The sequence below is a fragment of the Muriventricola aceti genome, assembly GCF_025567565.1.
In the GTDB taxonomy this organism is placed as follows: Bacteria; Bacillota; Clostridia; order Oscillospirales; family Oscillospiraceae; genus Lawsonibacter; species Lawsonibacter aceti.
In genome coordinates this window covers 88,582-101,046 of the sequence record NZ_JAOQKF010000003.1, presented here as the reverse complement: position 1 = coordinate 101,046, position 12,465 = coordinate 88,582, and the positions used below count along the sequence as shown (strand labels likewise).

Here is a 12,465-nt window from a genome sequence, read left to right as displayed (position 1 = left end):
GAGCAACATGCTCTGGGCCTCCCCGGTTTCGTTCTTGGTGGGTAGATGGCGATACAGAGAAGATTCACTCAAATCCCAGGGGACCGTCAAAGAGTGGAGCAGTCTCTCCAGCAGCTCCAGCGCCCGTGGGCCGTTCCGTTCTGCCATGGCCAACTGGAGGGGAGCGGACAGCACAGCGTAATCGGTAAGGCCCATGACTCTCCCCTCTGCCTCAGCCGTATCAGAAAAGTGGTGAGCCGCCTCCTTGTCCCCCTCCTCAATCGCCAGCTCGATCATGTGGAGGAGGGTGGTCTGGATAGCATGGGCCCGGTCAAACAAGTCCCGCTCCAGGATAGTCCAGGCCTCCTCGATCTTTCCCTCCTTCCTCCGCAGGGAGGCGGTGAGAGTACGCTTGTCCATATGGGTATCGGATAACTGGTCCAACAGGGTCTGGGCCCGGTCCAACTCCCCCCGGCTAATACACTTAGAGGCCACAGTGTAGGTAGCGGCTTCACACACCCTTGCGTCCGCACTGCTGACACACCGCTCATAGAGAGCGTCGATCTCCTCCTGCCAGGTCTGCCGCTCCCCCTCTGTGCCGCCAGGTAACAGAGTCAATATTCCCTCCAGCAGCCCCGCCAAGCTGAAGGCAAGCAGGTCACTATTGGGAAACTCCCGCAGCTTACTCCTGGCCAAATCAAAGGCCGCGGCAAGCGCCTCCCCCTGGGCTGTCTCATAGACTCGGTTCAGAAATAAACCAATTTCCTCTTGGGTCAGGTCCTCCTGAAAAGACAGCAGGGTGTTCAGATCCACCCCCAGGGTCCGGGCCAGGGAAGGCAGAAGGGTAATATCTGGGTAATTGAGCCCTTTCTCCCATTTATTTACTGCCGGGGCACTAACTCCGAGCCTATCAGCCAGTCCCTCCTGGGTCAGTCCCATGGTCTGGCGGCGGGTACGGATTACGTCATGGATTTTCATAAGCTTCTCCTCCTGTCTTTCCACCATCATACCAGACTTTCCCGCCCGCTACAATGGAGCAGTACGACAGAGAACGGGAGCGGATATTAACCTTCAGTTAATTTTAATACAAAAGATCCCCCGGTTTTGGCCGGGGGATCTCTCCATATCATTTCATATCAGGGAGCAGGCACCACTTCTACCGTGTAGCCCAGGTCCTTCAGCCCCTGGACAACGCCGGTCTCGCCCACCATGTGGCCGGCGCCCACCACCAGCAGGCCGGTGTGGGAGCCCTCTCGCTTCAGATACTCATCCGCATAGGCGATCATGCCGGGGTCCCGGTCGGTGAACAGCTTGCTGTTGAGCTCGTCGTCGCTGTTCAGGATGGCATCCTTATCATAGATCTGGTCAAAGCTCTCCACGTCCCGGCTCTTCCAGGTGTCCATCATGGCGCCGATCTGGGCCACCTCCTCCTGCAGGGCCTCCTGGGTGGCGGGCTCAAAGGCCTCCTCCCCCAGCACGGCGGTCAGGGCGTCCTTCGTCTGCTGGCTCATGGAATCAGGGTCCAGAATCATCAGCAGGCCGCTGGCCAGGTATACCTCCTGGTACTCAGGGGACAGGCCGTCAAAAATACCGCCCTGGAAGGCATAGGTCTCCACAGCGTCGATGGCGATGCCGGCATTGACCGCCTTGGCGTTGACATACATATCAATGGCCATGGCGTTGGAGCTGGTGGTCTCATCCATCGTAGCCAGGGAGGAAAAGCTGTTGGCCAGGGCCCAAGCTTTGTACTGGGCGATGGTCTGCTCATCCATCCCCATCTGAGCGGCGGTTTCCACTACCACCTGATACAGCTCCGGGGAGATGTGGTCGGCCAGGGTCGTACCGTCGGCATAGGTCTGCATGGCGGCAAACTCGGCGATCTGGGCCTGGTCATTGAAGTCCAACTCAAAGGTCACCTGCTCGGCGTTCAGAATGATGTCCCGCAGCTGCTTATGGATGGGGTAGGTGTTGTTCACGTCCGTATGGATGGAGCCCAGCAGGTACAAGGTGTTGCCGTTGCCCTCCGCCTTCCACAGCAGACCCAGGGAGCCGGCGTTCTGCTGGTCATATAGATTGAGGATCAGGCTGTTGGCCATAGCGGCCCCCTCCAGCAGAGTGCAGGGACGGTCCAGATTCAGCCCGGTGCCGTCGCCGGCTATCGCGCCCACCTCAGTCATGAAGGCCTCTGGCCCCTCCTCCACGCCGGGAAAGGCGTAAGCGGCCGCCTCCTGGTACAGAGCGTTGAGCACACCGCCGCGGGTCGTATCGAGGACCAGGCCGGTGTCATCCGCCTCCCGCTGCTCCACACCCAGCAGGGCCAGCTTGTCAGCCACCACCTGTGTCATCTTGTTCAACTGCTCATCTGTGATGGTCTTGCCGTGGTCCGTGTACAGCTCGTCACCAAAAAGTCCCATAGCATATCCATCTGCCAGCACGCCGTAGGCCCAGGTTGGGAGAGGCTGGACCTGCTCCTCGGCCGCCAGAATGGCGGGGGATGCCCCCATGGCCACAGCCAGGGAGAGCAGCAGCGCTAAAAATTTTTTCATAGTGAGACGTCCTTTCTCCATTTGCCTTAGTCTGTTTAAGTGTACTTTTATAAACCGGCAAAGTCAAGAAAAATGATTTGGAAAATCGGTTGCAATATCTGGATCTTTGTGTTATATTAGCGCAAGGGTTATTTTGAAAAAAGTTTGAAAAAGTACACTTTTTCAAACTTTTTATTCATTATTACCTAAAATATATAACAAAACAGGGGCAGACCGTGAAGGGGCCTGTCCCTGTCTGTCTTTTGGGCGGAATGAAGGTCGTGCCCGTTACTTACTCTTTCACTACTGTTTTGGTGATGGTAGCCTTGGGGTCCTCGGTGTCGAAGACTGTCTTGGCGGCGGCAGCCAGACCGGCCAAGCCCTGAATCTCGCTGGGAATGATGATCTTGGTGGCTTTCCCGTTGGCGGCGGCCTGGAATGCCTCCAGCGCCTTGATTTTGATGACGCCGTCGCCAGGGGCAGCATCATTGATGAGCCGAATGGCGTCTGCGGTGGCCTGCTGAACCTTCAGGATGGCCTCGGCTTCGGCCTCAGCCTCCAAAATCTTGGCCTGCTTGGCGCCTTCCGCCTGAAGGATGGCCGCCTGCTTGGCCGCGTCGGCTCGAAGGATAGCGGACTGTTTCTCGCCCTCCGCCACCAGGATTTGGGACTGCTTCTGGCCCTCGGCCTGGAGAATGGACTCACGCCTCTCGCGCTCGGCCCGCATCTGCTTCTCCATGGATTCCTGAATATCCCGGGGCGGCATAATATTTTTCAGCTCCACCCGGTTGACCTTGATGCCCCAGTTGTCGGTGGCTTCGTCCAGGATCGCCCGCATCTGTCCGTTGATGTGGTCCCGGCTGGTCAGGGACTGGTCCAGCTCCAGATCGCCGATAATATTACGAAGGGTGGTAGCGGTCAGGTTTTCAATGGCGGACATGGGGTTCTCCACCCCATAGGTGTACAGTTTGGGATCTGTGATCTGAAAATAAATTACGGTATCGATCTGCATAGTCACGTTGTCCTTGGTGATGACGGGCTGGGGCGGAAAGTCCACCACCTGCTCCTTCAGGGACACATTTTTCGCCACCCGGTCCACGATAGGCAGCTTGAACTTCAGGCCCACGCCCCACACCGTACGGAATGCGCCCAGCCGCTCGATGACAAAGGCACGGGACTGGGGAACGATCTTGATGCAGGACCCCAGCACAATTAGGACCAGCAGCGCCAAGATTATCCATGGCAGAATACCCAAAACAACTTCCATATTTTCTCCTCACTTTCTAAATGGCTTCCATTTACAAGCACTTATAATGTTTCTACGAACACCTTGACCCCTTCGATACGAAGCACTTTGACCTCCGTACCGGCGGGGATGACCACAGCCTGCTGGCTCCGGGCGGACCATATCTGGCCTGAGATATTGACCTGACCCTTTCCCTCTATGTTGTCGATGTCCTGGATCACTATGGCAGTCTTGCCGATCACCCGATCCGCGTTAGTGGCCACATTTTTGGTATCCAGATACCGGGCGGCCAATGGCCGCACCAGAGCCAGCGCCAGACCGGACAGAGCCAGAAACACAATCACCTGAACCCAGATTGCTCCGCCCATCCAGGCTGTGATTGCTCCGCCTAGGGCTCCGACGGCAAACCAAATGAAGGTCAGCCCCACGGTGGCCAGTTCCCCGAGGACCAGCACCACCATGACGATCAGCCAAATGGTACTCGGACTCATAGACACTCCTTTCCCCCGGTCCTGATGCACAGTCCCGAGGCTTGCTATATTGGTAGCATATCATATCCGCCAGGAAATTGCTACAATAACTTGCTGTCAAAAAATAAAATATTGGCTATAAATTAGTATGGCCTCAAATCTTATAGCCATCATACACAGAAAAAACCAATCAAACCGCACTCCTAGACATACCTATATTCCAAGCAAAAAAGTTCGGCTCTCACTTTTGATGAGAGCCGAACTTTTTAGTTTCTTAAACGTTAGGCTTTGACACGGACACGGCGGAAGGAAGTTGGCTTTCTACGTGCCCGGGTTTTAAAGACTAACCGCGTTTATCAGTACATGCCGCCCATGTCAGGGGCAGCGGGAGCGGCGGGAGCGGGAGGCTGGGGCTTATCGGCCACCAGGGACTCGGTGGTCAACAGGGTGGATGCGATGGAAGCGGCGTTCTCCAGGGCAGAACGGGTCACCTTGGTGGGATCCACAATGCCAGCGGGGATCATATCGCAGTACTCCTCCTTGTAGGCGTCGAAGCCGTAGCCGGTCTTGCCGGACTCGCGGATCTTCTCCAGCACTACAGAGCCGTCGATGCCGGCATTGGCGGCGATCTGCTTCACCGGAGCGGTGAGGGCCCGGGCGATGATCTGGACACCAGTCTTCTCGTCGCCATCGACCTGGTCGTACAGCTTCTCCACGGCGGGGATGGCATTCAGGTAGGCGGTGCCGCCGCCGGCCACGATGCCCTCTTCCACAGCGGCGCGGGTGGCGTTCAGGGCGTCCTCGATGCGCAGCTTCTTCTCCTTCATCTCCACTTCAGTGGCGGCGCCTACCTTGATGACGGCCACACCGCCGGCCAGCTTGGCCAGCCGCTCCTGGAGCTTCTCCTTGTCATAGTCGGAGGTGGTGACCTCAATCTGACTCTTGATCTGGCCAATGCGGGCCTTGATGTCCTCGCTGCTGCCAGCGCCGTTGACGATGGTGGTGTTCTCCTTGGTAATCTTCACCTGACGGGCCTGACCCAGCATAGTCAACTGAGCTTCCTTCAGCTCCAGACCCACATCGGAGGAGATGACCTGGCCTCCGGTCAGGATGGCGATATCCTGGAGCATCTCCTTGCGGCGGTCGCCGAAGCCAGGGGCCTTGACGCACACCACGTTCAAGGTGCCGCGCAGGCGGTTGACAATCAGAGTAGACAGGGCGTCACCCTCCACGTCCTCAGCGATGATCAGCAGCTTCTTGCCGGACTGTACTACCTGCTCCAGAATGGGCAGCAGCTCCTGGATGTTGGAGATCTTCTTATCGGTGATCAGGATGAGGGCGTCGTCCAGGTTGGCCTCCATCTTCTCGGTGTCGGTGACCATATAGGGGGTGATGTAGCCCCGGTCGAACTGCATACCTTCCACGACTTCGGAGTAGGTCTCGGCGGTCTTGGACTCCTCGATGGTGATGACGCCGTCGTGGCCCACTTTCTCCATCGCCTCAGCGATCAGCTTGCCGATGGTCTCGTCGCCGGAGGACACGGCACCGACACGGGCGATATCAGCGGAGCCGTTGACCTTCTGGCTGTTGGCCTTCATGGCCTCAATGGCGGCCGCGGTGGCCTTGGCGATGCCCTTCTTCATGACCATGGGGTTGGCGCCGGCCGCCAGGTTCTTCAGGCCCTCGCGAACGATAGCCTGAGCCAGCAGGGTAGCGGTGGTGGTGCCGTCGCCGGCCACATCGTTGGTCTTGGTGGAGACCTCCTTCACCAGCTGGGCGCCCATGTTCTCAAAGGGGTCCTCCAGCTCGATCTCCTTGGCGATGGTAACACCGTCGTTGGTGATAAGGGGAGCACCGAACTTCTTGTCCAGCACCACGTTGCGGCCCTTGGGGCCCAGGGTGATCTTTACAGTATCGGCCAGCTGGTTGACGCCCTTCTCCAGAGCCTTGCGGGCCTCCTCGCCGTAGCAGATAATTTTAGCCATAACACATTACCTCCGATTTAGAGTAAATTTGATACACGATTTGGGATAAAAAGACGGGTTTACTCAACCACGGCCAGGATATCATTCTGACGAACGATGGTCACTTCCTCGCCGTCCAGCTTCACCTGAGTGCCGGAATACTTGCTGGTAATGACCTTGTCGCCCACCTTCACGGTCATGACGACCTCCTTGCCGTCCACCATACCGCCGGGACCTACAGCGATGACCTCTGCCACTTCGGGCTTCTCCTTGGCGGCGCCGGTCAGGATGATGCCGCCCTTGGTGGTCTCCTCGGCCTCCACCAGTTTTACGATCACACGGTCAGCCAGGGGTTTGAGTTTCATAACAAGTTCCTCCTTATATATGAGTTTTTTGAACTAACTTTCTCAGTGGTTTAGCACTCTTTTTATTTAAGTGCTAAATCTAACTATGATAATAACCGCTTTCTCAAAAAAAATCAACCCCTAAATCAAAAAAATTTGGGGTTGATTTTCTATAATTTACGTTTTGTTCACAAACATATGTCAAGAGTGCTAAACACAAGGGGAATAGCTCGCTCCAGCCGGGTAAAAGAAATTCACCTTTTTCTCTGACAGGCGGACGGTAAAAGTGGTGTCCCGCATGATCTCTCCATCCACTACCACGGTGATGGGTTCCCGGGCGGAGAAGGACACCTCCTGCCCGTGGTAGGCTCGAATCAGCGCGGGGTACTTCCAGTACAAGCCTTTCGCGTACTGGCCCGCCAGGCGCGCGAAGGTAGGCAGACTCACCTTGCCCACCCGCAGCACATCCAGCACGCCGTCGTCAGGCATGGCGTCGGCCACCGGCATAAAACCGCCCCCATAGTGCCGCCCATTGCAGACGCACAGGATGGCGGTGGGCTCTTGCGTCCAGTGGTCAGCCCCCATGGACACCGTCATGGGACGGCAGATTCCCCATACAAGCACCTGCTCCGCCAGGGACAGCAGATAGGCCCATCGTCCGGAGACACCTTTCAATCGCTTGTATTTGTGTACTCCGGCAGCGATACGTGCGTCCACTCCGGCGCATATCACATCCAGCCCCAGCTTGCCGTTACAGTCCATCAGGTCAAAGGCGGCCTGCGGCCCGGCCGCCAAAGCCTCTAGATTTGAAAAAATGCCGCGGTAGTTGGGTCCAAACAGTTTCAGAAAGTCGTTGCCCGTCCCCATGGGCACGTTGGTCACTGCCAGAAAATCGTGGCCCGCCGCCCCGTTGACCACTTCGTTGAGGGTGCCGTCGCCGCCACAGGCATAAAGCCGGGCGGGCTTGCCGTCCGCCGCGGCCCGCTCTGCTATCTTGCAGGCGTCTCCCGCCTGTTTCGTATAAAACACCTGGTGGTGAACTGCCAGTCTAGTCAGGTCCTCCTCCAGCTGTTGAACCGATCTCCCCTTCCCTGCTGCGGGGTTGATGATAAACAGATGGTCCATAGACACCTCCGAAGCACCTCAGGGCAGCTCCCCAAAGCCCCAGATCAGCTGCTGCTCCACATAGCCTGCCCAGTGAAACTCCTCCAGCACGCACCGCTCCGGGAGGGAGCTCTCCAGCCCAAGCTCCGCCAGCAGGGAGGGACCTTCCTGGGGAATCCACAGTTGGTCCGCCGGGTCGGTACGCACCCAGAAGGTCTGGAAGCGGTCCGGGTCGTAGATGAGGATGATCTCCGCCAGAGCCGGGTCGCCCCCAGGGACAAAGAGGAATATTTTACAGGAGGGCAGGTCCGCCGGCCTGGCGGCAATCAGTTCCTCCGTCTTGCGCAGGAGGGCGGCCATCAGCGCCTTCCGGTCCTTCCCTCTGGGATGAAAAAAACGGTTGGCTCCCAGGTCCAGCCACTCCTCTCGAAAATCCTCTTCCGCCGGACACCAGTTGGGCTGGTACTCCTCTACCACCCGCAGAACCCTTTTCAGCTCCCGCCGATATCCCCGAAATTTTTTTATATGGTAAGGCATGACCCCTCCTATTTCATCCCGTACATAAACAGGTCGCACTTCAGCATCCCGTTATAGAGTTTTCGCTTCTTGTCCGCCTGCCGGCCGAAAGTCCGCTCAAACTCGGTGTGGGAGGACAAAAGGAAGAGCTTCCAGCCCTCTGGAAATTTGCTCCAGGCTCGGCCGAAGGCCCGGTACAACTCCTCCGCCTCCCGGCGCTCCATGATGCGCTCTCCGTAAGGCGGATTGGTGACCACCCGGCCATAGAGGCCGCCCCAGTGGAAGGTCCGGGCGTCGGCCGCCTCAAAGGATACGATGTCGTCCACCTCTGCCAGTTGAGCATTGTGCCGGGCCAGCTCCACGGCGGCGGGGTCCAGGTCGCCGCCCCAAATCTCATAATCCCCATCAAATTCCTGGTCCATGGCCTGGTCAGCCGCCTCCATCCAGAGCCGCTTGTCCAGCCACCCCCATTTTTGGGCGGAGAAGGACCTGTTCAGCCCCGGCGCCCGGTTTCGGGCAATCAAGGCAGCCTCGATGGGGATGGTGCCGCTGCCGCAGAAGGGGTCGCACAGGGGGTCCCGGCCTCTGTACCGGGACAGCAGGACCATGGCCGCCGCCAGCGTTTCCCGCAGGGGGGCAATCACCCCCTGGGCCCGGTAGCCCCTCTTGTGCAGCCCAGCGCCGGAGGTATCCAGCATCAGGGTGGCGGTATCCTTCATAATCGCGAACTGAATCTGGTACAGCGCCCCTGTTTCCGGCAGGGTATTCAAGCCGTAAGCCTCTCCCAGCCGGGCGGCCACCGACTTTTTCACGATGGATTGGCAGGCGGGCACCGAGTGGAGGGCGGAGTTGAGGGAGTGGCCCTTCACTGGAAACTGGCCCTCCCGAGGGATGAACCGCTCCCAGGGCAGGGCCCGCGTCCCTTCAAATAGAGCGTCAAAGTTTCCAGCCGGGAATGTCCCCAGCACTAGCAGAACCCGCTCCCCGGTACGCAGATTCAGATTCAGCCGGGGCAGGTCCCCCTCTGTTCCGGTACACAGCACCCGGCCATTTTCCGCCTGGACACTGGGCAGACCCAGCCTCCGGATCTCGTCAGCGCACAGCCCCTCCAGGCCAAACAGGGTGGGGACAGCAAAATTCAGCTCGCCCACAGGCAACACCTCTCCTCTCTTTTGTGGGTCCAGTATACCGTATCTGACGGTCTATGGCAAATTCTTTTTCTCCAAGCCGCCGGTGTAAAAAAGGGACAGGGCGATCTTCGCCCTGTCCCACGTTTATCCCTGTCAAAGCGCCATAGGGGGATAGAAGGACACGCTCCCTATCCGCTCCAGTCCCACCTGGCGGGCCCGCAGAGCATACTCCTTCACGTCGCCGGTGGTATAGATGGTCAGTCCGCCCAATCTGTCGTCAGAGGCCAGCAACCGCTCTCCCTCCAGGTACTCCTTTAGGGCGCGGGCCATCTCCTCCGCGGGGTCGATGAGGGGCAGACCGGGATACAGGCGGCGGATGCTGTCCGCTACCAGGGGGTAATGGGTACAGCCCAGCACACAGCACTGGATGCCCTCCCGCACTATGCCGTCCATCTCCAGGCGCAGGTCCGCCTCCACCTCCGCCATGCCGGCAGGGTCCCCAAGGTTGTGCTCCACCAGCCGGGCCAAATCAGGACAGCCACAGCTGAGGACCACCAGCTTCTTGGGGCTGCGGGCCAATATCCCCTCCGGATAGCACCGGGAGTTGTGGGTAAAGACGGTGGAGATGACTCCTATCTTGTCTACACTCAGCCGTGCGGCGGCCTCCGCCCCCGCCTGAACGGCGTTGAAGGTGGGGCAGGACACCTCCCCCTCACACTGTCCGATTACGCAGGAGATGGTATTGCAGGCCACCAGCAGGGCCTTCACATGATGATCCTCCATGAAGCGGAACATATACCGGGCCATGGCCACGATCTTGTCCTCTGGATGGTTCCCGTAGGGAATATGGGCGCCGTCCCCGAAATAGACCAGCTCCTCGCCTGGCAGCGTCCGCTGAACCTGCCGGACTACACTAAAGCCGCCGATGCCAGAGTCCAGGATTCCGATGGGGTCACTGGGATGGAACATAGACACACCTTCTTCTGCCGCCGGCGGGTTGCCGGCCGTCACCAGTGGATATTACCACAAACTGTCGGTCTGGTAAAGACGAAACTCCGCGGGGCGGTCAAGTTTTACCGCTCCGCGGAGATACCCTTCGTCACTCCACCCGGTTCAGCTCCCCGGTAAGCAGGTCCAGTTGATAAGCGCCGGTGTCCGTTGTGACGCGCCACACCGGGATCAGCTCCATGGGCCCGGACAGAGAGGTGACACTGATATAGCCCTGAACGATACTGTCCACCTGATTGCATACGTCGCCCAGCCCATTGAGGCCATTATAAAAGTAGACGAGCGCCGAGGCCACCGTAATGGGCCGCTGGTCCGTCCGCTCCACAGGGCTGCCCACCAGACGGCGGCCGGCGGTCATGGTCTCCAGCCCCTCCGAGCCCCATACCAGGGTAACCTGGTGGTTAAACAGGGGGATGCCCTCCCAGCTCTGGCGGACCGTCAGGGTATTCTCATCCCGTGCCGTTGTCTCTCCCTCGAACCCGATTTGGGTCAGGAGGTCCAGGCAACTCCTCTCCTGGTCCACACCCAGCGGGAAGCTGTCTGGCGATAATTCCGCCGAAAAGGATCCATCGCTGTGGAACTGGAGGGCGCCCGCCCCGTTTTGGTAGCGGTACACCCCGGCTCCTCTGGCCTGGACCACTACATCCTCCCCAAAAAGCTGGGTGGCCAAGCGGCTTTCCTCCTCCTGGTCCCGCTCCACGGTCTGGGGCCTGGGAACCATCTGGTCGTCGGGCAGTTGTCCCTCATGGATCTGTATCCCACGGTCAGTCAGGAAATCCACGGCCTGCTGGCGATTCTGCCTCTGGTTGGCGCTGTCCCGCCACTCCCGTTGGACCACAAAGAACAGTAAGCACAGATTGACCGCCGCGAGCATGATCAGGATGATGTTTTTCAGCTTGGACCATTCCATACCGTCAATCCTCCCGGCTGCCGGCGGCCACCCAGGTGGCGGACACGCTGTCCCCGCCGCCGTCCAGATAGGCCAGCATCAACTCATCCCCCTCCATCCCTTTGGCCGTGAGAGCCGCCGTGGCCTGGAGGGGCGGCATGACAGACCCACGCTCTCCGCTGGCTGTATAGCTGCGCAGCCGGAGCGTAAAGCGGTCTATCCTCCCGTTCTGGACCAAAAACTGGGCCGCACTCCCCTCGTCCAGTTGGACCGGCACCCCGTTCAGGCAGTATCCAAAGTCGATTTGCCAGCCCCCATCCACCTCTTGGACAGACATCAGATACAGTCTCGCCTCTCCCATACGGGGCGTCATAGCGTCCGCGGCCAGTCGGCGGCATGTCTCTACCGCTTCAAACAGGTCTGCCCCGGACAGGGGGAAATGGCCCACCCCGCCCCGGTCAGCCAGATAGGTTGCGATGCCCCGTTCAGTCAGCCGCAGGGTGTCGTTGCCGTTTCGGACCACCTGCTCCGTGCCCGCAGAGTAAAATACGCTGGAGCCCACCGAGAAGTCCAGGTCCTCCGCCAGAGCGGCAAGGGCGCTCTGCCCTCCGACAGCCGGATTGGCCGCCTGATAGATGACCGGATCCAGCCCCCCCTCTGTCAGCAGGGTATCCGGGTCCAGGTCCTGGTACAGATCGGTCTCAAAGGCGAAGCGGGCGCCGTTTGTCCCCATTCCGGTCAGCGCGCTTTCCAACTGCTGGGGCGTGACAACCTCCGTCAGACAGCGGTAGTAATATCCGTCCCGCTGGTCCTGGTAATAAAACGCCACTTGGTTCTGCCATAGGGACAGGACCAGTCGCCGGACATGGGCATCCAGCGCGCTCTCCTCACCGGACAGCCAGCCCACCAGCACTTGGAGGGGGATATCCCCCTGAAAATCGAAATAGACGCCAGGACAGGAGGTGAGCGCCTCCTCCCACTGGTAGCGGTTCACCCGCTCTGGCTGGCCCGCACTGGACAGCCCCTCGGCCAGCAGGCCGGCCACCTGTTGGAACAGGGCATCCGCCGCCCCTTGGTCATACTGAACTCCATAGCGGCCAGTCTCCATACCCGCCGTCAGATTGACCGCGATACGCAGGGGGCGGACCGCCTCGATCCGGCTACCCCCTTCCGTCTGTCCCATCTGGGTCTGGGGCATATCCTCCCGGAGAATATTGTGCAGCGGCTCCAGCATTCTGGTCTGGATCAGCAGCCAGACAGCGGAGCAGGTAAGAAACAAAATCAGCACAT

At 59.1% G+C, this 12,465-nt stretch carries 12 protein-coding genes; all 12 read right to left on the bottom strand.

Translation table 11 applies throughout. The features are described 5' to 3' along the window. A partial coding sequence (locus tag OCV64_RS04495) for a helix-turn-helix domain-containing protein (RefSeq protein WP_262669422.1) occupies positions 1-957 on the bottom strand: 957 nt, incomplete at its 3' end. Positions 958-1,115: 158 nt separating this feature from the next. Further along, positions 1,116-2,525 (bottom strand): TraB/GumN family protein, encoded by a 1,410-nt coding sequence (locus tag OCV64_RS04490; protein WP_240288615.1) that lies wholly within the window; start codon positions 2,523-2,525, stop codon positions 1,116-1,118. 271 nt (positions 2,526-2,796) lie between these two features. Further along, positions 2,797-3,771 (bottom strand): SPFH domain-containing protein, encoded by a 975-nt coding sequence (locus OCV64_RS04485; RefSeq protein ID WP_186852278.1) that lies wholly within the window; start codon positions 3,769-3,771, stop codon positions 2,797-2,799. A gap of 41 nt (positions 3,772-3,812) precedes the next feature. Further along, positions 3,813-4,241, bottom strand: a complete 429-nt coding sequence (locus tag OCV64_RS04480) for an NfeD family protein (protein ID WP_147573323.1) — start codon at positions 4,239-4,241, stop codon at positions 3,813-3,815. A gap of 335 nt (positions 4,242-4,576) precedes the next feature. Then, complete coding sequence (groL, locus tag OCV64_RS04475; RefSeq protein WP_147573322.1) at positions 4,577-6,205, bottom strand: chaperonin GroEL; 1,629 nt, start codon at positions 6,203-6,205, stop codon at positions 4,577-4,579. Positions 6,206-6,264: 59 nt separating this feature from the next. After that, complete coding sequence (locus tag OCV64_RS04470) at positions 6,265-6,549, bottom strand: co-chaperone GroES (RefSeq protein ID WP_023347701.1); 285 nt, start codon at positions 6,547-6,549, stop codon at positions 6,265-6,267. Positions 6,550-6,738: 189 nt separating this feature from the next. Next, on the bottom strand, positions 6,739-7,653 hold the full coding sequence (locus tag OCV64_RS04465; protein ID WP_262669421.1) for a diacylglycerol/lipid kinase family protein: 915 nt from the start codon (positions 7,651-7,653) through the stop codon (positions 6,739-6,741). 18 nt (positions 7,654-7,671) lie between these two features. Further along, a complete protein-coding gene (locus OCV64_RS04460; RefSeq protein ID WP_262669420.1) occupies positions 7,672-8,169 on the bottom strand; it encodes a DUF3916 domain-containing protein in 498 nt (165 codons plus the stop codon). An 8-nt stretch (positions 8,170-8,177) separates the two neighbouring features. Then, positions 8,178-9,299 carry a THUMP domain-containing class I SAM-dependent RNA methyltransferase gene (locus OCV64_RS04455; protein ID WP_240288619.1) on the bottom strand — a complete coding sequence of 374 codons (1,122 nt, stop codon included), beginning with the start codon at positions 9,297-9,299 and terminating at the stop codon, positions 8,178-8,180. A 132-nt stretch (positions 9,300-9,431) separates the two neighbouring features. Further along, entirely contained in the window at positions 9,432-10,247 is an 816-nt protein-coding gene (locus tag OCV64_RS04450; RefSeq protein ID WP_262669419.1) for a glutamate racemase, read from the bottom strand. 130 nt (positions 10,248-10,377) lie between these two features. After that, on the bottom strand, positions 10,378-11,196 hold the full coding sequence (locus OCV64_RS04445) for a hypothetical protein (protein ID WP_186852283.1): 819 nt from the start codon (positions 11,194-11,196) through the stop codon (positions 10,378-10,380). Positions 11,197-11,200: 4 nt separating this feature from the next. Beyond that, positions 11,201-12,465: hypothetical protein (locus tag OCV64_RS04440; protein WP_262669418.1), on the bottom strand; the 1,265-nt coding region annotated here is incomplete at its 5' end.